Source organism: Rhizobium sp. RAF36, from assembly GCF_052114105.1.
GTDB lineage: Bacteria > Pseudomonadota > Alphaproteobacteria > Rhizobiales > Rhizobiaceae > Rhizobium.
Window position 1 is genome coordinate 296,702 of sequence record NZ_JBFREC010000007.1, and the last position, 22,176, is coordinate 318,877.

Consider the following 22,176-nt stretch of genomic DNA (forward strand, 5'->3'; position numbering starts at 1 on the left):
ACCCTTGTTGGAATTGCTCGTCGCCACCAACTATGCGGCGTCCGGCATGCGTGCCGGCTCTCCCGTCGTCTCGTAAGCCTTCAGACGCTTGTCGATCTGATCCATGATCGTGCGGGCGGCCGCCTCCTTGACCAGCCCGTAGCCGCGAATCTCATCGAACAGCGTCAGAATGGCAAGCGCTTCCGCTTCGTTGCTGCCGTTGAGTTTTGCGAGGACGCGGGCGGCCACCGCCTCGTAATCCGAAATCAGCCGGCGCTCGAGCTTGCGCTCATGCAGGTAGCCGAACGGATCAAATGCTGTACCGCGCAATGTCTTGAAGCATGCCAGACCGCGCAGCAGCGGCAGGATCCAGGCACCGAACTCCCGCTTCTTCGGGCGGCCGTTCGGGTCCTTGCCCGAAAGAACCGGTGGCGCGAGATTGAAGACGAGGCGGAAGTCGCCCTCCATTTCCTCGCGCATCTTCGCCTCGAAGGCAGGATCGGTCAGCAGCCGCGCCACCTCATATTCATCCTTGTAGGCGAGCACACGGGCATAGGTGACGGCCGTGGCAAACGGTATCTTGTCCGAAAGCCCAGCCTTTGAGGCTGCGGCCCTAGCACGCTCGACGAAGGTGCCAAAGCGGGTGGCAAGGCGCTCGTCCTGATAGGCGGCGAGATGCGCCTTGCGATGGGCGACGACCTCGGCAAAGGACATGTCGGCCAGCGTCTTGCGCTGCTCCTTCTCACCCATCGCGGCGCGCACGGCGTCCGGATCGTGAGCGAGAAGGCGCCCCCAGTTAAACGACGCCCGGCTTGTCTTGACGGCGACACCATTGAGTTCGATCGCCTTTTCGATCGATTCAAGCGACAGCGGCACAAGGCCCGATTGCCAGGCAAAGCCGGTGAGCAGGATATTGGTGTTGATGCCATTGCCGGTCAGCGCAGTCGCCGCATGGCTGAAGTCGAGGAAGACCGAGCGGTCGCTGACGGTCTTGGCGATCGTGTGCATCACCGAGCCGGTCTTGAAATCGAAGTCGCGGTTGCGGACGAAATCGGCAACCGGCATCAGTCCGGTATTAACGATCGCCGTCGTGCGCTCGCTCTTGCAGAGCGTGATCGCATCCTTCGAGGCGCCGACGACATCATCGGCTGCGAGCAGCAGATCGGCACCGCCATTGACGATGCGCGGCGAGGTCACGTCCTTTTGCGCGCGGCCGATGCGCAGATAGCTCATCACCGCGCCGCCCTTCTGGGCGAGACCGGCCATGTCGAGGATCATCGGCACCTTGCCATCGAGATGGGCGGCCATGCCGAGGACGGCGCCGATCGTCAGGATGCCGGTGCCGCCGACGCCGGCGATGGCGATATTCCAGGGACGGTCGCCGATCTCCGGGATGACAGGCATCGGGATGTCGGCATCGACGGGCTCGACCGCCTTGCGCCTCTTGCGCTCGCCGCCCTTCACGGTAACGAAGGATGGGCAGAAGCCCTTCACGCAGGAGAAATCCTTGTTGCAGGTGGACTGGTTGATTTGCCGCTTGCGGCCGAACTCGGTTTCCAGCGGCTCGACGGAAATGCAGTTCGACTGCACCGAGCAATCGCCGCAGCCTTCGCAGACTGCCTCGTTGATGAAGACGCGCTTGGCCGGGTCTTCCATCAGGCCGCGGCTGCGGCGCCGGCGCTTTTCGGCAGCACAGGTCTGTACGTAGACGATCGCCGAACAACCCGGCGTTTCGCGCAGCTTCAGCATGACGGGATCGAGATGATCGCGGTGCAGGACGGTGACGCCGGGCGCAAGCTCGGGCGCCACATAGGCATCCGGATTGTCCGAAAGCAGATAGATCGGCGAGACGCCTTCATTGTAAAGCTGCTTGGTCATCAGCTGCGGCGTCATATAGCCGTCGATCTGCTGGCCGCCGGTCATGGCGACGGCATCGTTATAGAGCAGCTTGTAGGTGACGTTGACCTTGGCGGCGACCGACTGGCGCACCGCCAGAATACCGGAGTGGAAATAGGTGCCGTCACCGAGATTGACGAACATGTGCTTTTCGTCGGTATAGCGCGAGATCGCCGTCCACGGCACGCCTTCGCCGCCCATCTGCGTGAAGGTCTCGGTATTCCGGTCCATCCAGGTGACCATGTAATGGCAGCCGATACCGGCCGTGGCGCGGCTGCCTTCGGGCACGCGCGTCGAGGTATTGTGCGGACAGCCGGAACAGAAGAACGGCGTGCGCTGCAGCGGTGGCACATGGCTGCGGCTGATCTGGCCACGCTCGGAGAGATAGGCAAGCTTGTCGGAAATCCGCCGGTGCAGCGCCGGGTCCATGTCGAGTTTCAGGATGCGCCCGGCGATGGCGCGGGCAACAGCGCCGACCGTCAGCGCCGCCGAGAGGCTGAGATAGGGTTTGTCATGCTCGTCGAACTTGCCGACGATGCGTGGGCGCACGTCGTAACGCCAGTTGAAGAGCTGCTGCTTGATCTGGTTCTCGATGATCTCGCGGCGTTCCTCGATGACGAGCACCTCGTCCAGACCCTCGGAGAAATGCCGGACGGCCTCAGGCTCCAGCGGCCAGGGCATGCGGATCTTCAGGATGCGGATGCCGATCGCTTCCATCTCCGCGCGGCCGAGCTCCAGCTCGCGCAGCGCCTGCAGCACGTCCTCATAGGCCTTGCCCGAGGAGATGATGCCGAAGCGGGCATGCGGCGCATCATGGGTGATTTCATCGACCCGGTTGGCGCGGGCAAAGGCAATCGCCGCATAGGCCTTGTAGGTCTGCAGCCGGTCGTCCTGGATCAGCGGCGGGTCCGGCCAGCGAATGTTGAGCCCACCCGGCGGCAGCTCGAAATCAGTCGGGATCACGAATTGCCGCTTTTCGCCTGAGAGATCGACGGCCGCGGTCGTCTCGACGGTATCGGCGATGAATTTCATGCCGACCCAGCAGCCGGAATAGCGCGACATGGCGATGCCGAGCAGGCCGTATTCGATGAATTCGTGGATCGACGATGGGTATAGAACCGGAATGACCGCCGACATGAAATCATGATCGGTCTGATGCGGCACGGTGGAGGACTTCGCCGCGTGGTCGTCACCGGCAAAACAGAGCACGCCGCCGTGCTTGGAAGTGCCCGCCGCATTGGCATGTTTCAACACGTCGCCGGAACGATCGACGCCCGGACCCTTGCCGTACCAGATACCGAGAACGCCGTCCTTGTTGGCTTCCGGCGAAAGACCTGCCTGCTGGCTGCCCCAGACGGCGGTGGCGGCAAGATCCTCGTTGATCCCGGGCTGGAAGGTAACCTGGTGCTGGTCGAGATAGCGCTGCGCCTTCATCAGCTGCTGGTCGTAGCCGCCGAGCGGTGAGCCGCGATAGCCCGATATGAAGGCAGCCGTGTTCAGCCCGGCGGCGTGGTCGCGCCGCATTTGGGTCATCGGCAGGCGAACCAGCGCCTGCAATCCGGACATGAAGACCCGGCCTTCTTCGGCCGTATATTTATCGTCGAGCGATACACTCGTCGCCAGCATCTGCTCTCCTCCCGAGATCGCAGTGGTGAACCATGACGCCTGGGGAGGGCTCCTCTTCCGCTCCCTTGGCATGTAACGCGATAGTAGCACTGCGGTTGCGGAATTTCCGGGCCAAGAATGGCGCGGTTGCGCATCATTCGAAAATTAGAATGTGCCATCACGACATTTTTGCAATGGGTGGCCTTTGCCGATTGACCTTGCGGCCGCCATCTCGCCATATCCGTCGAGCCCGGTTTGGAGCGGGCGCATCGGAGGAAAACATGACCATTTCGCTCGCACCCATCGCCCTGCCGGATTTCGGTCCGCTCGGCGAACAGCCACAGATTCCCGCCGCCACCTATGCCGCGCGCGCCGACGCAGCGGTGAAGAATGCCGGGACGGACTGGCTCGTCGTCTATGCCGACCGGGAGCATTTCGGAAATATCATGTTCCTCTCCGGATTCGAGCCGCGTTTCGAGGAGGCGCTGTTGCTGCTCGGCAAAGGCGGCAAGCGAGTGATCATCACCGGCAATGAATCCGAAAGCTATACGGCGCTCGCCCGGCTGCCCGGCATCGAGGTGATGCGGGCGCAGACATTCAGCCTGATGGGCCAGGACCGCTCGCAAAACCCGCGCCTTGCCGACCGTCTCAAGGATGTCGGCATCAAGGCGGGAGACAGCGTCGGGCTGGTTGGCTGGAAATATCTATCTGCCGAAGAAGATGACGATTACGCACAGAGCTTCTTCGTTCCTGACTTCATTGTGAAGATCCTGAGCCGCACCATCGGCAGTAGCGGCAAGCTCGTCGATCGAACCGAAGTGCTGATGCATCCGCAGGACGGCTTGCGTTCCGTCGTCGACGTCGATCAGCTCGCGGCTTTCGAATGGGCGGCGGCACGCTGCTCGACGGCGCTCTGGCGGGTCGTTTCGGGCGTGCGCGAAGGCGATACGGAATTCGAGGCGCTGGGACGGCTCGGTTATGAAGGCGATCCGCTCAACGTCCACACCATGTTTGCCTCGGTCAGCAAGGGCGAACACATCATCGGCCTGCGCAGCCCGTCGGCGCGAAAGCTGAAGCGCGGCGACGGCGTCACGACAGCGCTCGGCTATTGGGGCGCGCTTTCATCGCGCGCCGGATTGCTTGCTGACCACGACCACGATTTCCTGAAGCCGTCAAAGGCCTATTTCGAGGCGCTGATCACCTGGTACGAAACATCGGATATCGGTGTCACCGGCGGCGCGCTCTTCGAGGCGGTGACCGGCAAGCTAAAGTCGGCGGGGCTCAACTCCGCGCTCAACCCCGGCCATCTCGGCAGCCATGAGGAATGGCTGCATTCGCCGGTACAGCCGGGATCGACGGATCGGCTCCGCTCCGGCATGCCGTTTCAGGTCGATGTGATCCCGGGCCCAATGCCCGCGGGCTGGGCGCTGAATAGCGAGGATGCCGTTGCATTTGCCGACGAGGCACTGAGGGAAGAGATCAGGCAGCGCTATCCGGCCATGCATGCGCGCATCGCAGCGCGCCGCAGCTTCATGGCGGACAAGCTGGGTGTCGCGGTCAAGGACAGCATCCTGCCGCTGTCATCGACGCCGCTCTATCTCCCGCCATTTTGGCTGAAGTCAAGGCATGTGCTGGTTCGCGACTAGGCTGTGAGCCGGCGTCTTGAAATAATCACGAGGCGCCGCTCCCACCAGATCAGCACGAGGCTGGAGCCGACGATCAGCAGCGCTCCGGCGACGACATTCAGTGTCGGGATCTCGGCCCAGATCAGGTAGCCATAGAGGAAAGCCCAGATCAGGCCGCTATATTCGATCGGCGCCAGTGTCGAGGCCGGCGCGTAGCGGAAGCCTTCGTAAAGAATGTACTGACCGGCCGCGCTGATGCAGCCGAGACCGATCATCAGCACCCATCCGAAAGCATCGGGGGTTTTCCAGACGAAGGGCAGTGCGGCGCCGCAGACGATGATGAACAGGACGCCGGTTGCCAGCATCTGGTTGACGGTGCTTTCCGTGCGGCTGACGAGGCGCACGAGGATGGTGCTCCACGCCCAGCAGAAGCCGGCAAAGAACACCATGCCGGCCGGAATGAGGCTCGGCGCTTCGGCGGGGTTAGCCGCCAGGACGACGCCGATGAAGCCGCCGATGCAGGCCAGCCAGCGGATCGGCCCGACATTTTCGCGCAGGATGAAGATCGACAGCACGACGGTGATGACGGGTGCCGAGAAATACATCGTGGTGATTTCGGCGAGCCCGAGATGGCGGGCCGCGGAGTAGTAGGCAAGCCAGGCGCCGAGCATCAGAACGGCGCGCAGCAAAACCGAACTCCGGTGCGGACTTTTCAGGATCGACGGATGACGGTTGCGGTGGATGAAGAAGGCCGAGAAGCCGACGATCATCACGCTGCGGATGAACAGGATCTGCGGCACGGCATAGTCTGCCACGAGCCACTTGACGACGGCGTCCTGGATGGCAAACAGCGAATAGCCGATGCAGGCAAGGGCAATTCCCACCAGCGGGGAAGGCGCCTCATCGGTCGATCTGGAGAACATGGAAGCCTGCGATGGGAATGCGTTGGGGTGCCACGGCCTAGCAAGACCCGGCACCGTTGACAATGCGAGGAATAGCCCTCCGCGAAGATTTGATCAGTTGATCTTCACGCCCTTCGACCGCATGCGTGAAACCGTTTCCCGTTCGGCCCGCTTGCAGCGCATCGGCGGCAAGCCGCGATCCATCAGGTCCATGTCCTCAAGCACCATGTCGCCCATGTTCTTGAAGGCGCTGTCGAGCGCTCCGGCGCGATGCGCCGAGCGGATAAAGCCCTTGAGCTTGCGCACCGGATGATCGGATGGCAGCGGCTCTTCCGGATAGACATCGCTGGCCGCCACGATATGGCCTGACGCAACAGCGGCCATCAGCGCATCGAAATCGACGACATCGGCGCGGCTGAGCAGGATGAACGCTGCGCCCTTGCGCATGCTGGCGAAGGCCTCGGCTCCGAGAAAGCCCTTGTTCTCGCTTGTCACGGCGGCAACGACGAAGACGAAATCGCTCTTCGTCAGCACATCCTCAAGGCTCGCCGCCTCGACGTTGTTTTCCTCGAGGATCGACTTCGGCTGCCAGGGATCGAAGACCCGCACCTTGGCGCGGAAGCCTGACAGCACGCGCCGCAGCGCCTTGCCGAGATCGCCGAAGCCGACAATGCCGATTTCCGATCCGGCGATCAGCCGGGCGCTGGCATTGCCCTCGCCGCCCCAGAGCTCAGTGCCATCGCGAAAGGCGACATCGGCATCGACGATGCCGCGGGCGAGCGACAGGGCGAAGCCGAGACCGATTTCGGCCACCGGCTCGGCAAAGACCTGACCCGTCGTCACCACATGGATGCCGCGCTGGAAGAGGATGTCGTAGGGCATGTTATTGATAAGATTGCTCTCGACATTCAGCACGCAGCGCAGCGACGTCATCCGCGCCAGCGTTTCCTCCGATAGCGGCGGCTGACCGATGATGTAGAGCGCCTTGCCGAGAACCTCGTCACCGAGACCGGCAACGTTGTCCGGATCGGCCTCGACGATCTCATACTTGTCGTGAAGCACCCGGCGCGCTTCGTCGGTGAAGATCAGATCGAGCGTGCGCGGTTCAGGCGCGCTGATCGCCAGGGGCTTTTCGGTCTTCGTCATGATGTCCTCCTCCCGCAGCCGCCTAAAGCTGCACAATCCTTATCTCAGCGCCACGCTCACCGGCATCGATCGACAGATAGGCGGCCGCCGAAATCAGCGCCCAGTCCTCCGGCCTTGCCAGCGCCACCGGACAGCCGATCCCGTAGAGTGCCTCCGCGACCATTGCGCCGGTGACGACGATCGCATCGCGCTTCAACAGGATGATCCCGGCAGGGGCGGTCTTCAGCCGGACGGCCTCAGCGAGCACCGAGCTTCCCGAACTCGATCCCCTGCCCGCCTCCATGACGAGGATCGCCCCGCTGATCGACTGGCCGCTTTGCGGATGCCACTGGTCGATGATCTCGCCGGTCGCCGAATCCACGCCGCCCCAGAAACTGAGCGGCTCGGCAAGCACGAAGGCCGCAGCCGCAGCCTTGCCTTCCATGAGGGTCGTCGCGGAAAATGCCGTCACAGCCGCACCACCTTGCCCGAGCGCGCCGAGGCCATGCATTCGGCGAGCGAACCGAAAGCGACGTCGACGCCGATATTGCCGGGTGCGTAATAGGCCCACTTGCCCGAGTTGGTCATAACGGCACCCGACATGTCGCGGATGATCGCCGTGACATAGGTGCAGGTGTCGATGACGAGCGTCACGCCTGCCGTTTCCAGAGCAGCGCGCCAGCCACGATTTTCAAGCTCCGCCAGGACCTCGCGATTGGTGTTGATGTAGATATCGATCGCCGCTTTCCCGCCTGCGAGCAGCGGCATCAGCCGCTCGAACTCGCCGATGGAAAAATGCGGCGTTCCCATGCTGACGGCCGCAAGCCGCGTACCTTCCGCCACCGTCGAAAGATTGCGGATGGCGTCGCGGATATCGGTGCGGCTGAGCCGGATCGTCTCCTGCGGTTCGATGCCGCCGCAGGCCGCCTGCAGCGTCGGCGCCTCCGGTGTCAGACCGACGGCGTGAAACAGCGCGACGGCGCCTGCCGATGCCGCGACGGCACCGAGCGCCTTCAGGTCGTCCTCGGAGCTTTCCTTCGGCAGGCCGCGGAGGACGGGGATGCGATCGCCGCAGCGGCGGCCGATGGCGTGACCGGCAGCGACACAGATCGACCCGGCATCCCGCTCACCCCCGGCAAACTCTTCGATATCGACGAGCACGGTCGCCCGCCGGTTTTCGGTGAGGTGCAGTCCATAATAGGGCGCCCGGCCGGTCAGCGCGCAACAGAGGTCGATGAAATCGCCATAGCGGTTGGTACGCGCGCCAAGCACCGAATTGGCAAAGACGATGGCATTCGATTCCGCCCAGGCGATCTGCGCCCCGAAGCGCGGCCGGAAGATCGTCTGGTAGGGCGCGCAGGTGAAGGTCGGCACGCAGCCGAGCTCCTCATGCGCCTTCATCAGCCGCGCACCGTTGCGGCCAAGCGCCTCGTCGCCGCGGAAAAGTTCGGGATGGATGAGATCGACCGAACCGACATTCAGCGTCGTCGGCACGCGGACACGGCCGCCCCAGGACACCATGCGCTCGACGAAATCGAGGCTGACCTCGCCGAGATAGAGACAGCCGTCGATATGGGCGGCCTCGATGTCCACCAGTTTTGTGGCGCCGACAGCCTCGGCGAAACGCACGAGAAGCCGCATGGCAAAAGCAGCCGCCTCACCGTGGCGGCCATCGAGCAAGGCTTTGTCATCAGGGGAAAGCTGGAGAGAGGAATGCATGGCGGCGACGCTATCAGGTCGTCTTGCGGGAGAGAAGCGGCATGACGAATTCGACCAAAGGCGCCCTCGACAAAACTGTCACAAACACTATGTCACAAAACCTTCACAATTTCATTTGCCAGTTCGTTTCTTTTCGTTTTGTATGCGGAAAGTTTCGTAACGAAACCGGCCGGTGGGATCGAGGAGGATCTGCGCCGGCAGGCCGTAATCCGTTCAAAACGGCACGGCAGGACACATAGGGAGGAACCATGTCCATTCGTTTCATGGCCGCATCCGCGGCAACCATCATCTTGTCGCTTTCGTTCGCTTCGAGTGCCTTTGCAGTGACCGAACTGCAGTGGTGGCACGCCATGGCGGGCGCCAATAACGAAGTGGTCAACCAGCTCTCCAAGGAATTCAACGAAAGCCAGAAAGACTACAAGATCGTCCCGGTTTTCAAGGGCACCTATCCGGAAGCGCTGAATGCCGGCATCGCCGCCTTCCGCGCCAAGCAGCCGCCCGCGATCCTGCAGGTCTTCGACGCCGGCAGCGGCGTGATGATGGGCGCCGAGGGCGCGATCATGCCGGCGGCCCAGGTTCTCGAAAAGGGCGGCTTCAAGTTCGACAAGTCGGAATACCTGCCCGGCATCGCCGCCTATTATTCGAAGCCCGACGGCACGATGCTGTCCTTCCCCTACAACTCGTCCTCGCCGATCCTCTATTACAACAAGGACACCTTCAAGAAGGCCGGCCTCGACCCTGAAAGCCCGCCGAAGACCTGGCCCGAAGTGTTCGAAGCGGCCAAGAAGATCAAGTCGAGCGGCGCGTCTGCCTGCGGCCTGACCTCGACCTGGCTCACCTGGATCCAGACCGAGAACTTGGCCGCATGGAACAACGTGTCCTACGGCTCGAACGAGAACGGCCTTGCCGGCACCGATGTGAAGCTCGCATTCAACTCGCCGCTCTTCGTCCAGCATTTCCAGGCGATCGCCGATCTCGCCAAGGACGGCACGTTCCGCTACGGCGGCCGCACCTCGGAAGCCAAGCAACTCTTCACCTCCGGTGAATGCGGCATCATGACGGAATCGTCCGGCGGTCTCGGCGACATCATCAAGACGGGCATGAACTACGGCATCGGCCAGCTGCCTTACTATGAAGGCGAAGGACGCCCGCAGAACACCATCCCGGGCGGCGCCAGCCTCTGGGTCTTCGCCGGCAAAAGCGACGAAGAATACAAGGGCATCGCCCAGTTCTTCCACTTCCTGTCGCAGACCAAGATCCAGGCCCGCCTGCATCAGGTTTCCGGCTACATGCCGGTGACCATGGCCGCCTATGAGGACACCAAGAAGTCCGGCTTCTACGAAAAGAACCCGGGCCGCGAAACGCCGATCCTGCAGATGATGGGCAAGGCGCCGACCGAAAACTCCAAGGGCGTGCGTCTCGTCAACCTGCCGCAGGTCCGCGACATCATGAACGAGGAGTTCGAGGCGATGCTGGCCGGCAAGCAGGATGCGAAGGCCGCGCTCGACAAGGCGGTCGAACGCGGTAATGCCGCGATCCAGCAGGCGATCGGCCAGTAAATACGGCGTTCGCGCCCGCAACCAATATGGCTGCGGGCGGCCCCTTCACGTCAAGGAGATCGCCGTGCAGCGCGTCGTCTTTCCGAACAAGATCCTTCCCTATTTCCTGGTCGCCCCGCAGATCATCCTCACGGTGGTTTTCTTCTTCTGGCCGGCAAGCCAGGCGCTCTATCAGTCGATGCAGCGCGAGGACCCGTTCGGCCTGAAGAGCGGCTTCGTCGGCCTCGCAAATTTTCGCGACGTCTTCGCCGATCCGAATTATCTGAACTCGCTCTATGTCACCGTCGTCTTCAGCGTGCTGACGGCGCTTCTCTCGATGGTCGTGGCGCTGGCTTTGGCGACGGCAGCCGACAAGGTGGTGCGCGGGCAGACCTTCTACCGGACGCTGCTGATCTGGCCCTATGCCGTGGCGCCTGCCGTCGCCGGCATGCTCTGGCTCTTCATGTTCAATCCCGCCATGGGCACCTTCGCCTATATCCTGCGGCGCAACGGCTTCATGTGGGATCCGCTTCTGAACGGCAACCAGGCGATGACGCTGGTTATCGTCGCGGCCGCCTGGAAGCAGATCAGCTACAATTTCCTGTTCTTCGTCGCCGGGCTGCAGGCAATCCCGAAATCGCTGATCGAGGCAGCCGCCATCGACGGCGCCCGCGGCAGCCGCCGCTTCTGGACCATCGTCTTCCCGCTGCTGGCGCCGACAACTTTCTTCCTGCTCGTCGTCAACACCGTCTATGCCTTCTTCGACACCTTCGGCATCATCCATTCGGTGACCGGCGGCGGCCCGGCCAAGGCGACGGAAACGCTGGTTTACAAGGTCTATAACGACGGCTTCGTGAACCTCAATCTCGGCTCGTCCGCGGCGCAATCGGTGATCCTGATGATCATCGTCATCGCGCTGACGGCCTTCCAGTTCCGCTTCGTCGAGAAGCGCGTGCATTATGCGTGAGGGCCTGAAATGATCGAAAAACGCCCTGTCGCCAACCTCATCGGCCACCTGATGCTCATCATCGGCATCATCATCGTCGCCTTCCCGATCTATTACACGTTCATCGCCTCGACGATGACGTCGGCCGAGATCATCAAGCCGCCGATCTCGTTGCTGCCGGGTAGCCACTTCACCGAAAATTACACCGAGGCGCTGTTCGGCGGCGTCGAGCGCGCCGTCGGCGTCAGTCTCGAACGGCTGCTCTTCAACACCTTCGTGGTGGCGATCCTGATTGCCGTCGGCAAGATCCTGATCTCCTTCCTGTCGGCCTTCGCGGTGGTGTTCTTCCGCTTCCCGCTGCGCATGGTGTTCTTCTGGATGATCTTCGTGACGCTGATGCTGCCGGTCGAGGTGCGCATCCTGCCGACCTACAAGGTGATCGTCGATCTCGGGCTAATCGATACCTATGCGGGCCTGACCCTGCCGCTGATGGCCTCGGCGACCGCGACCTTCCTGTTCCGCCAGTTCTTCCTGACGATCCCCGGCGAACTGCTGGAGGCGGCGCGCATCGACAATGCCGGACCGTTCCGCTTCATGCGTGATATCCTGCTACCGCTGTCGCGCACCAATATCGCCGCGCTCTTCGTCATCCTGTTCATCTATGGCTGGACGCAGTATCTCTGGCCGCTGCTCGTCACCAACGACGCGCAGATGAACACGATCATCATCGGCCTCAGGAAGATGGTGGATTTTACCGACGCGGCAACGCCCTGGAATTTCGTGATGGTGACGGCGATCCTTGCGATCATTCCGCCCATCCTCGTCGTGGTGCTGATGCAGCGCTGGTTTGTCAAAGGTCTTGTGGAGACGGAGAAGTAATGGCCAGGATCACCCTCAACGATGTCCGCAAGACCTATGGCGGCGGCGTCGAAGTCATCAAGGGCGTCTCGCTCGAGATCGCCGACGGCGAACTCCTGGTGCTCGTCGGCCCCTCCGGTTGCGGCAAGTCTACGCTGCTCAGAATGATCGCCGGCCTGGAAGGCATCAGCTCCGGGGAGATCAGCATCGGCGACCGCGTCGTCAACGAGCTGGAACCCTCCGAGCGCGATATCGCCATGGTCTTCCAGAACTATGCGCTCTATCCACATATGACGGTGCGACAGAACCTCGCCTACGGCCTGAAGAACCGCAACACGCCGAAGGATGAAATCGAGCGGCGGATCGTCAAGGCGGCAAAGTCGCTGGAGATCGAACCCTTCCTGGAGCGCAAGCCGCGCCAGCTCTCGGGCGGCCAGCGCCAGCGCGTCGCCATGGGCCGCGCCATCGTGCGCGAACCCGCAGCCTTTCTGTTCGACGAGCCGCTCTCCAATCTCGATGCGAAACTGCGCGTCCAGATGCGCGTCGAGATCAAGCGGCTGCAGCGGGCATTGGCGACCACAAGCGTCTATGTCACCCACGACCAGATGGAAGCGATGACCCTTGCCGACCGGCTCGTCGTCCTGAATGGCGGCCACATCGAACAGGTCGGCACACCGATCGAGCTTTACGAGAAGCCGGCAACCACCTTCGTCGCCACTTTCATCGGCTCGCCGTCGATGAATCTGCTGGAGACCAGTGGCAGCGGCTTTGCGCTCGGCAACGGCGCGACACCCCTGCCATCCGGTACTGCGACACTCGGCATCCGCCCTGAAGACCTGCATCTCGCCGAACCCGGCAAACCCGATGCCTTCACCGCCGACGTTCGCGTCGGTGCCGTGGAGCTCGTCGGCGCCGAAAGCTATGTCCACGGCACGCTGCCGAACAACCAGGACATCGTCTTCCGCGTCCCCGGCCGGTCGCAGATCGCCATCGACGCCCGCGTGACGATCGGCGCGGCGCAATCGGCGCTGCATTTCTTCGACAAATCAGACAAGCGAATGGCTACGATGGCTCAGTAATACCACGCACCGTTTTATGACGTCCTCTGTTGCCTTTCCAAGCGGTATGCATATGGTTTTCGAGCATGGCAATGCAGCAACGCTCAAGCGAGCGTCGCGGGTTCTCTCAGTGGTCAAGGAGGAGTTTGAAACACTTGGAAGAATCCTCGACGGCATCAAAAGCAGCTTCAGAAGCGTCCGAAAAATCGACAATGTCGAGGTGCGTGGTCGCACAACCAACCGCAAACACCGCAATGTCGAAATCCTGACCCTGCCGTCAGCCGACCTGTATATCGGACGGAGCGATGGCAACGACTTGGTCTAGTGCTCGCCAAGGGACAAATTGGGTCGTCGTTCGGTGAAATTAGAAGGACAGACTCTGCCACACTCGGACTACCGTCCACGTTAGCAAGCCTCCGAGCAACAGACCTGCCAAACCCGCAGTCAACAGCCGCCGATCCTGCCGATTACGATCGCGCGCAGCATACACGAGTTCTCGGAGCTCGCGGGTAACGGACTCGATGTCACTACCACCTAGCTTTGCCCGATGGAGATTGACAATCACGCGATCAGCAATCACCTCGAACATGCGTCCATAGTCGTCAGGGCCATAACGAAGCGCCGGCGATATTTCGAGGGCTTTGACGTGCTCGGCAATAAGAACCATGTCGTCAGCCATCCGCTCGAAGTGATTGCCGTAGTCCGCCGGCGACGCAAGTCCGTCATATCGATCGAACGCGGCCTCTAAGCCTCTGCGAATAGTGGCCATATCGCTATCGATGTTGAGGGCAAGTTCTTCTACCGCATGGCGGAGGGCATCGAATGCAAGTGTCGCGCCATCGGCTGGCAACTCCTGCGGCTTTGTTGTTCTACCTTGGTCTGTCATACGCTGTCCTAACGTTCAAAATCGTCGCCGCGCTCGCGCGAGATCCCTCGATCCGCGTCGTGGACACGATGGTGGTCGGCAGTGCTATTCCCCACCTTCCCGACTTCCACAGCCCGATCCGACCGCAAACGTTCTCGCAAGTGATTGGATCCCCTCACGTCACTTGCAGCAGTAATCCCCTCAGGTTTCATCGTCGCCGCCGTACGAGTTAGATTCAAACCGGCGAACATCTCGCGACGCGCTTCTGATTGTTGCAGAGACGTTTGGCCCCTGATCTCCAGCTGTCCAGATTGCCCCTCAGGGCCACTCGCCAAGCGTGTGACCCCGAGCCTTTCGAAAGCCTTCTGACCTTTGCTGGGTAGGCTTCTAGCTCGAGCGCTTACGCTGACTGGATCGCGGGTGAGAGTCGCCAGATCCTTTCGGCGGGCTACCTTGAACTCCTCAGCATCCCGGGTGTCGGGCATTCCTCGTCGCCCGGCGAAATCGCTGAGGTAATCCAGCGTTGTTTCCTTGACCCCCGATCTGCCGAGCCGCTGTGTCATCCGTGCGAAAGCAAGGTCGGTGGGTTTTTCCACTTCCCAATTGTTGCGATCGGCGGCGCGGCCATCAGGCAATTGGACTGTTTCGGAGCCGATGTGTCTCAGCGCGAGTTTTTCACCAACAATTACTCCCGCTTTCGCTATCGCTCGCTCAAGATCGACGCCCCACGTCGTGTGTCTCTCGCCTTGGGCGTTTTCAAGGCTGACAAAATAGCTGAACCGGTTTCGGGGGTCGCGCTCATAGGGCGCCGCTCCATGCTCGACTAAGTGCCCGGCCCTGCGATCGGCAAATTCTTCCTCAGCCACATAGAGCCGCACACCGTCCCGGTGACGTGTCATCGCCACATAGGTCAGATGCCGATCCATCGTTGCCGACGCCAACACGAATGCACGATCGATCGTAGCGCCCTGGTTCTTATGGATCGTGGTTGCGTAGCCGTGATCGAAATAGCGATACCGATCTGTAGCGACGTGGACCGAACCTGTATCGTTACCCGTCTTCCCGTCGAGCTGCACCCTCATGGATCGCCGGTCAACAGCCATGACGGTCCCAAGCATACCGTTCTTTACCCCGAGCTCGCGATCGTTCTGCAGGAACACGATCCTGTCCCCAATTGCAAACGTCCGTTTTCCGGTATTTGTCTGGAAAGAGACCTCGCCTGCACCTTCACCTCTAGCCAGCATGTCCCGGTCCTGAAGTTCACTCCGAACTGCATCATTGAAGGCGCGCACATCCACGCGCCGATGTGCCATTGCCACCCGGCTTGCATCCGGCCGGGCCAATCGATCAAGGAGATAGTCCTGAACCATCGCGGCCATTGTCTGTGAGCGCGTCTGACTGAACTTGATATCCCCCCGTTCCCGATAAGCCGAAAGCCCCTCGCCCGTTCTGTTCCTTGCGAAAGATGCCGATGCATTGCGCTGCCAATCGACGCGCTGGCGTCGAATCTCGGACAGTTCTGCATGACCGATCGTTTCGGCGATTGCCCGAAACGGCGCGCCGGCACCAATGGCCTGCAACTGTTCATGGTCTCCGACAAGCACGATCTTGGCGCCTCTTACCTCTGCTTGCCTGACAAACCGCCCAAGTTGGTGACTTCCGACCATACCTGCTTCATCGACCACGAAGACATCCCCGCGACCGAGCAGATCGCGCGGTTCTGCATCATTCCGGAGTAGGGCATCCGACGCTCCATCGCCTCGCACGGCCCAGCGGTATTCCCAAGCAGCAAGCGTCCGGCTCTTGATTCCCGACGCCTCCTCCAATCCCTCCGCCGCCTTGCCCGATAGCGCCGCGCCGTGGACGCGATATCCCTGTGCCTCCCATATCTCACGTGCTAGGGATAGCATCATACTCTTGCCCGCACCCGCGAGACCGACAACGGCCGCAATGCGCTCCGGGCCTGTAATGTGCTGGACGGCGTTTCTCTGCTCGTCGGAAAGTCGAGGCGTTGCCGGTTTGGCGAATGCCGCATCCACTAAATTCTGGCCAGGATCAGGCTTTGCCACGCCGTCACGTCCCTGGCCTGTCCGCGCTGTCCGAGCCTGTCGATCAGACATCCCACTGCGGTGGCTTGGATCGACATGATGGCTACGTTCAAGATGCATGCGTTCGGCCGACCCAACCATTTCGTTTTCGACCCTAACCATCTCCCGTGTCGAATAGCGTGCAAGTTCGATCTCGCCCGTTACTAGATCAGCCTTCTCGGGCTGCAGTTCGACCAAGCATGGGGAGGCCATGACCGACGCGAATGTGTTTTGGAATACCTGTATGTCATCGTTGATATAGCGATGCAGCGTGCGCGCAATGTCCTGGCGATCAAAGACGCTCTTCTCGTTGGTGATGAACGTCCGAATCTGATCGGGTTTTTTGCGGATAAGGTCAGCGTTGCGTCGCGCCGCTTGCCCTTCCAAGCGACTACGCTCGATATCCTTGCCACGCCGTTCGATCTGCGTTGCATGCACACCGACATGTTCGGTCGGTACAAGCTCAAGGCCGCGATCCTGGTGCGAGCGTCGATCGATCCTGATATCCAGACCCGCCCTTGCGAGATGCGTGTTGGCGAGTTCTTCCCAGACTTGTCTGAAGTCTCGAAGCTGCATTTGCGACGTCGGCATTTCATGCGAGAGCAGCCACTTGTTTTCCCGCTCGAACATCGTTTTGCCGCCAAGCCCGTCTGCCGTTACGGTGCGAGTCGTCATCAAGATATGGGCATGATGATTTCGCACGTCGCTTTTTTCATGCGGATTGTGGATGGCAAAGTCGACAGCGCCCCCTTGGCTCTCTGCAAGATATCGTGCAAACTCGCGCACCAGCGACAGTCTTTGCTCCGCTGACAGCTCATGAGGCAGCGCTACCTCGAACTCGCGAGCAACGCGGGCGTCCCTGCGTACTTCTGCCTGTTCTGCCGCATTCCAAAGCACGGAACGGTCCCGGGCCCAGTCAGCCGCCACGCCTTGGGGAAGGATAATCTCTGCATGCGCGACACCGCGCTTGTTGGTGAAGTCGTGCGTGATGCCGTCGCGGGCGTTCGTCAGTTTTACGCCACTGCGATAGGCGGCAGCTGCAACAGCACTGCGGCCAGTCGCCCGCGAGATCGATTTCGTGCTTGCATGATAGATCGACAACTTTCCTCCCCATCACGACGACCGCCGACTGGTTCGATGTAACCGATGTTTCCCCGGTCGTAGTACCTGAGTTGCGCAGCAACTCGTAAGTGCGCCCTTCCCGTCAAAAAATCCTCGTCCCTACCTGCACGATATACACGTCTTCGTAAGAACAAGTGCTCGCATAAGTTACACACGTCTCGCAACGTGTCCATTATTATATTCTCCTTTTTGGTGTATTTTTACTGGCGTTTGCGCAGCCCTTTGATAGAGTGCGTATGTTCAGGAACGATGCCGGCAAGCAGTGCAGCGCGGACCCGGCCGTCCCGCGCAAAATTCCAGCTACTGGCCTACAAACGGAGCAAGGACAGTGACACGCAAATCACTTGAAGAGCGGCTCGCCCAGCTCGACGCACAGAAAAAGGCCTTGCAGGCACGTCTGACGACACAAGAACGTGCGCGCGACACGCGCCGCAAGGTTCTTCTCGGGTCGCTCGTTCTCAACGAGTTGACTCAAAGCGAGGGCGAGTTTTCTCGCAATCTCCTGGCTTGGCTTGGAGAGCGATTGCCGATGTTTCTGACCAGGGATCAGGACAAGGCAATCTTTGACGATCTCCTGAAGTCGAGGTGATGATGCTTCGTCTGCGCCAAACCTGGGCTGCGATGAAAAACCTCGTTCGCGTGGTGCGACACGACCCTGTCTGGGCAATCGCAAGCGCCTTGCTTTCTCCGGTGCGGACAATCCGCTTTGTCGTTACGATCGCGAGCACAGTCTTCATCGCAGGGCTTGTTCTTTCAGTACTCGGTGCGATTATTCCCCCGCAATACGTGATGCTTCGTCAAATCGTCGCTCTTGCGATCGTCATCTTCATGTGTGTGCTGGCAATGCGTTTGATAACCGATCCGCTGATCGCGCATTTCGGCCCCACTGACGACGACACGCACGGTAGTGCGCGCTTTGCCACACCAAGGGAAATCGCCAAGCTGCCCAGCTCGACATCCGCCCTCCTCATCGGACGTGACGGAGAAACGGGGAAGCTTATTCGCTACTCAGGTGAGTCCCATCTCATGACCATGGCGCCGACGAGGACGGGAAAAGGCGTCGGCACTATCATTCCCAATCTACTGACTGCCGATCGATCCGTCATCTGCATCGACCCAAAGGGAGAGAATACCGGCATCACAGCATTGACCCGCGCCAGCTTTGGTCCCGTTCATGTTCTCGACCCCTTCGAGGTCACGAATGCACCCCCAGCCGCCTTCAATCCGCTTGATCACCTTGATCCTTACAATCCTGACCTGGCCGAGGAGGCAGGCACCCTTGCCGACGCTCTCGTTTTCGATGAACCAGGCATGACTGGCGAGGCTCACTGGAACGAGGAAGCAAAGGCGCTGATGGCGGGGATGATCCTGCACGTCGTGACAAAAGAGGGGGCGATGCGAAAAACGCTGGTGACGCTCAGGCAATATCTGACACTAGCGCCGGAACAGTTCAAATGTCTCCTCGCTGAGATGCAAGCTTCGATCGCCGCAGGTGGGCTCGTTGCTCGTGCCGCCAATCGTCATCTCGGCAAATCCGACCGCGAGGCTGCCGGCGTTCTTTCGTCTGCCCAGCGTCACACGCATTTCCTCGACAGTCCACGCATGGCACGCGTCCTTGGCAGGTCGGACTTTCGGTTCACGGAGTTGAAACAAAGCCACCAAACCATTTTTCTCGTATTGCCCCCAGACCGACTATCGACATATTCGCGCTGGCTGCGCCTGGTCGTGACCTGCAGCCTGATCGACATGGCGCGCACGATTCACAAACCGGATGCGCCGGTCCTCTATATGCTCGACGAATTTGCAGCCCTCGGCCACCTTCAGGCGGTCGAAAAGGCAATGGGACTGATGGCTGGTTATGGCGTCCAGCTTTGGCCAATTTTGCAGGATGTTCATCAACTGCGCGCGACCTACGGAACGCGCGCCGGCACGTTCCTGTCGAATACCGGGCTACTTCAGGTTTTCGGCGTCAACGATCATGCAAGTGCTGAGCTTGTTTCAGGTTTGCTTGGGCAGGAGACCGTCGTATTCCAAACGATGAGCAGGAACCTCGACGCCGAGAAGTCGGGATTGAGCATTTCGGAGCAACATGCTGCTCGGCAACTATTGACGCCCGATGAGGTCCGCAATCTTCCGCCCCATTCACAACTGCTATTTCTTGCCGGCCACCGCCCGATCCTCGCCAGAAAAATTGTCTACTATGCAGACCGCGAGTTCAAGGGGCTGTTCGGTTCGCCATGATCTGGAGCGATTCAGCAGCAAAGCAAATGCGCCAGGCAATAGCTGGTGCAAACGGCCATACAGAGCCGCCTCAGAAGGGCGGCTTGGCCTCAATGCGGCCGTCGAGTTCGGCCCAGATGACTTCGCGCTCCGCCTTCACCATGTCAAGCTCGGCCTCCAGCGCCCGGCGCGCCTCGATGGTTTCGGCATTGCGGACTTCGGCGTGCAGTTCTTCGATGTGCTGGTCGATGGTCATCGTCGTCATTCCTTGACTTGTGTTGAAGATGACGGCGGGACGCAGGGTGGGGAGAGACAGGTCAGGGCTCGGAACGACCGGCGGAGCCGGCGTGCGGAGGAACCGATTTTGTTGCAGTGGAGTGAAACGGAGCGGAAGCAAAATTGGAGGGGCCGCGCGGCCTTGAGCTGGCTCTTCCCGCCCTGCACAATTGCCCGATCTGAGCAGACAGGTTTTGTTCTCGTGTGGCACCCGTTCCTTGTCTTCGCGGAACGTGATGCTTAGTTGGCGCTGATCTCGCAGCGCTAGCAGCGAGCGCCGACTGCTGATCCATCAGCGGGACGGATCGGCACGCTCGATCAATTTAGAACGTGCACTGGACGAGACCGGGAGTGTCTCGTGTGCTCCGGCCATGGCGCACTATCCTAACCATCTCTATTGCCAGCGCATCGATGCCGCAAAGAAGATAGCGGGCTATTATGGCCTCACGATCGAACCCACACTGTTTGGTTCGACAGCGGTGATCCTATGTTTGGGCCGGGTTGGCGAGAACCGCGGCAAGAAGATCTAGATTTCTGAGATCGAAAGGAAATTCGCGATTCACTTCCTGGATACTTCACGCAAAAGAGAGCCCGGCGATACTTGTAGAATATTCAATGATCCAGGCATTTTTGCCGTTGAGTGCGAATGCGAGTTGTGACGCCCCGGATGCAGGGCGTCACGTAGAGGCGGTTCAGTCACCAGTGCGGCGGTTCAGCCGCGACCAGATGAGGCTGAAGGCTTTGCCATCCTCGTCTTCGACCAGGTTGGCGTAGAGTGGAGCGGTGAAGCTCGGATCGTCGAGCTTGAGGCCGAGATATTTGCGGCCCTCGTTGGACTGCTTGGACCAGGCTGCTCCGATTTCGATGCGGCCGACGAAGACACGGTGGCTGGGAGCGTTTTCGCCGCCGGAGCGGGTATCGGATACGATGCGGACGTTTTTGGTCTGGAGTGAAAGGGTGACGATCTCGCCGCTGAAGTCGTTTCCGATTTGCTGGAAGGTTCCGATGGTAGCCATTGTTGTTCTCCTGACTGGGTTGCCGAAGCCGCCCCTTGCGACCTCGATAGCGGCCGTGAGACGGCGATCTCGCCGGCTGCATCCCAACGGGACCGTAGCGCCAGCGCAGGACGGCGAAAGCCGGACTTGTTGTCTCGCGAGGAATGCAGCGGAGCTGCAGGGGAAGAAGTTTGGCGAAGCCGTTGCAGGATCAGGAGAGATTGACGTCAGACCCGCCTGAAGAGAGGTCGAAAGGGGTGGCTTGCGGACATCGTCCAACGGGAACGATCCTGGCCAACGGGCTCTGATCATAAGCCGGCAGGTGGCAGACTGAGTTAGTCTCGCAAGCGCTAGTCCGGGCGGCTCCGCGATGATCACCCACGAACGTCAACCTCATATACGATTGCCGTTTCAACGGCCGGATTCCGATCCCAGCTGTAGCCGCGAGAACTCCGGAGGACGGGACCGATCTCGTTTCACAGTGTTTTGTCCAGGTTCGCTATTCGGTCGTGCCTCTGGTCCCAGCGAGCCTGATCGGGCTCGGGCCGAACAGAAACTCGGTTGAGTGATCACTACCTGGATACTCCATCTTCGATCACGATGTCGGCTGGCGGGCTTTGTTTCATCAGGTAGGCTGGTCGATCGGCTGCAAGCAATGTGATTGTATGGCGTGAGCGCTTGCGTCGAGAGAGGCACCGCTGATTCTCACCGGCAATTTCCGGCGCCTTTGAGCCCTCGAACCTTGTCCCGGGTTGCCTGTGAGCAGGCTCACTTCGCTGGCTGCATCCAGGCATCAAATCGCACGCAGAGGGCAGAACCTGCCGGCCTGGCATCCCGGACGGATCTGCCTCGTCTAGCGAGCCGCTCAGATACTCATGGAGAAGCGGCTTACGTCGCCTCCCCCTCACCTTCGATGTGCGGCTGCAAGTAATGCAGATAGTTTGCTGCGCGCTGGGCTTGGGCAGCCGCCTGGAAGATGGCGCGCTTGTCATCACGCAATACCTTCAGCCAGCTGCCGATATAGCTGGCATGATCAGACCGGGGTTGAAGTTCCGGCGCAATACCGAGATCTGCACAGAGGAAAGCACTGCCGAGTTCCGCAACGAGTTCTTCGCGCGCGCGCGCTGACCGGTCCTTTGCATAGCGGGAAAGATCGCGATCAAGCCGGGTTTTTTTTGAGGTCCAGTGGGTCTTATGCCGATATCGGCATAAAATCCATAATGCCGACCGCCGGATTATGCCGATAAGGGTGGGAATGCGCCGACGTTCGCAACGATTCCGGCGCATCCTGCGCGGCATAATCAGAGCGATCATTAAACCGCGAAGCTGATCTGCAATCAAAAATGCGGAGACGATGAGA

19 protein-coding genes are annotated in these 22,176 nt (G+C 60.6%); 9 read left to right on the forward strand and 10 right to left on the reverse strand.

What is annotated here, in order from left to right:
• Window positions 1-30: 30 nt before the first annotated feature.
• A complete protein-coding gene (locus AB4Z25_RS23265) occupies window positions 31-3,501 on the reverse strand; it encodes an indolepyruvate ferredoxin oxidoreductase family protein (protein ID WP_442209312.1) in 3,471 nt (1,156 codons plus the stop codon).
• Between the two features lie 260 nt (window positions 3,502-3,761).
• On the opposite strand from AB4Z25_RS23265, the gene AB4Z25_RS23270 reads away from it, so the two are divergent.
• Entirely contained in the window at window positions 3,762-5,126 is a 1,365-nt protein-coding gene (locus AB4Z25_RS23270; RefSeq protein WP_442209314.1) for a Xaa-Pro aminopeptidase, read from the forward strand.
• Here the strand turns inward: AB4Z25_RS23270 and AB4Z25_RS23275 are convergent.
• The 4 genes from AB4Z25_RS23275 to AB4Z25_RS23290 form a co-directional block, all read right to left on the reverse strand.
• Window positions 5,123-6,028: a DMT family transporter gene (locus tag AB4Z25_RS23275; RefSeq protein WP_112538771.1), complete on the reverse strand. Its 906-nt coding sequence runs from the start codon at window positions 6,026-6,028 to the stop codon at window positions 5,123-5,125. The genes AB4Z25_RS23270 and AB4Z25_RS23275 overlap by 4 nt on opposite strands.
• A 93-nt stretch (window positions 6,029-6,121) precedes the next feature.
• Window positions 6,122-7,153 carry a hydroxyacid dehydrogenase gene (locus AB4Z25_RS23280; protein ID WP_442209316.1) on the reverse strand — a complete coding sequence of 344 codons (1,032 nt, stop codon included), beginning with the start codon at window positions 7,151-7,153 and terminating at the stop codon, window positions 6,122-6,124.
• 22 nt (window positions 7,154-7,175) lie between these two features.
• Complete coding sequence (locus tag AB4Z25_RS23285) at window positions 7,176-7,604, reverse strand: aconitase X swivel domain-containing protein (protein ID WP_442209318.1); 429 nt, start codon at window positions 7,602-7,604, stop codon at window positions 7,176-7,178.
• On the reverse strand, window positions 7,601-8,851 hold the full coding sequence (locus tag AB4Z25_RS23290) for an aconitase X catalytic domain-containing protein (RefSeq protein ID WP_112538774.1): 1,251 nt from the start codon (window positions 8,849-8,851) through the stop codon (window positions 7,601-7,603). Before AB4Z25_RS23290 ends, AB4Z25_RS23285 begins: the two co-directional genes overlap by 4 nt.
• 248 nt (window positions 8,852-9,099) lie before the next feature.
• On the opposite strand from AB4Z25_RS23290, the gene ugpB reads away from it, so the two are divergent.
• The 5 genes from ugpB to AB4Z25_RS23315 all read left to right on the forward strand — a co-directional run bounded on the left by ugpB (window position 9,100) and on the right by AB4Z25_RS23315 (window position 13,576).
• Entirely contained in the window at window positions 9,100-10,410 is a 1,311-nt protein-coding gene (ugpB, locus tag AB4Z25_RS23295) for a sn-glycerol-3-phosphate ABC transporter substrate-binding protein UgpB (protein ID WP_112538775.1), read from the forward strand.
• Between the two features lie 64 nt (window positions 10,411-10,474).
• On the forward strand, window positions 10,475-11,356 hold the full coding sequence (ugpA, locus tag AB4Z25_RS23300) for a sn-glycerol-3-phosphate ABC transporter permease UgpA (protein WP_112388824.1): 882 nt from the start codon (window positions 10,475-10,477) through the stop codon (window positions 11,354-11,356).
• Window positions 11,357-11,365: 9 nt separating this feature from the next.
• Window positions 11,366-12,214, forward strand: coding sequence for a sn-glycerol-3-phosphate ABC transporter permease UgpE (ugpE, locus tag AB4Z25_RS23305; protein WP_442209320.1), 849 nt, complete (start codon window positions 11,366-11,368; stop codon window positions 12,212-12,214).
• Window positions 12,214-13,272, forward strand: a complete 1,059-nt coding sequence (locus AB4Z25_RS23310; RefSeq protein ID WP_112538776.1) for a sn-glycerol-3-phosphate import ATP-binding protein UgpC — start codon at window positions 12,214-12,216, stop codon at window positions 13,270-13,272. The genes ugpE and AB4Z25_RS23310 overlap by 1 nt, the downstream gene beginning before the upstream one ends.
• Before the next feature lie 52 nt (window positions 13,273-13,324).
• A complete protein-coding gene (locus AB4Z25_RS23315) occupies window positions 13,325-13,576 on the forward strand; it encodes a hypothetical protein (protein WP_112516414.1) in 252 nt (83 codons plus the stop codon).
• Between the two features lie 39 nt (window positions 13,577-13,615).
• Here the strand turns inward: AB4Z25_RS23315 and AB4Z25_RS23320 are convergent, their stop codons facing one another.
• Complete coding sequence (locus tag AB4Z25_RS23320; RefSeq protein WP_442209323.1) at window positions 13,616-14,137, reverse strand: DUF6118 family protein; 522 nt, start codon at window positions 14,135-14,137, stop codon at window positions 13,616-13,618.
• Between the two features lie 8 nt (window positions 14,138-14,145).
• Entirely contained in the window at window positions 14,146-17,304 is a 3,159-nt protein-coding gene (gene traA / locus AB4Z25_RS23325) for a Ti-type conjugative transfer relaxase TraA (protein ID WP_442209325.1), read from the reverse strand.
• Window positions 17,305-17,653: 349 nt separating this feature from the next.
• Here traA and AB4Z25_RS23330 point away from each other — a divergent pair, with 349 nt between their 5' ends.
• Entirely contained in the window at window positions 17,654-17,914 is a 261-nt protein-coding gene (locus AB4Z25_RS23330; RefSeq protein WP_442209326.1) for a mobilization protein, read from the forward strand.
• 2 nt (window positions 17,915-17,916) lie between these two features.
• Complete coding sequence (locus AB4Z25_RS23335; protein WP_442209354.1) at window positions 17,917-19,566, forward strand: type IV secretory system conjugative DNA transfer family protein; 1,650 nt, start codon at window positions 17,917-17,919, stop codon at window positions 19,564-19,566.
• A 70-nt stretch (window positions 19,567-19,636) separates the two neighbouring features.
• Here the strand turns inward: AB4Z25_RS23335 and AB4Z25_RS23340 are convergent, their stop codons facing one another.
• Window positions 19,637-19,801 carry a hypothetical protein gene (locus tag AB4Z25_RS23340; protein WP_162702732.1) on the reverse strand — a complete coding sequence of 55 codons (165 nt, stop codon included), beginning with the start codon at window positions 19,799-19,801 and terminating at the stop codon, window positions 19,637-19,639.
• A gap of 391 nt (window positions 19,802-20,192) precedes the next feature.
• Between AB4Z25_RS23340 and AB4Z25_RS23345 the strand changes: the two genes are divergently transcribed.
• Complete coding sequence (locus AB4Z25_RS23345) at window positions 20,193-20,351, forward strand: WGR domain-containing protein (protein ID WP_442209328.1); 159 nt, start codon at window positions 20,193-20,195, stop codon at window positions 20,349-20,351.
• A gap of 162 nt (window positions 20,352-20,513) precedes the next feature.
• Here the strand turns inward: AB4Z25_RS23345 and AB4Z25_RS23350 are convergent, their stop codons facing one another.
• Together AB4Z25_RS23350 and AB4Z25_RS23355 are read right to left on the reverse strand one after the other, a co-directional pair.
• Window positions 20,514-20,837, reverse strand: a complete 324-nt coding sequence (locus AB4Z25_RS23350; RefSeq protein ID WP_442209330.1) for a DUF736 domain-containing protein — start codon at window positions 20,835-20,837, stop codon at window positions 20,514-20,516.
• Window positions 20,838-21,704: 867 nt separating this feature from the next.
• Window positions 21,705-22,176 (reverse strand): zincin-like metallopeptidase domain-containing protein (locus AB4Z25_RS23355; RefSeq protein ID WP_442209332.1); only part of this gene is annotated, 472 nt, incomplete at its 5' end.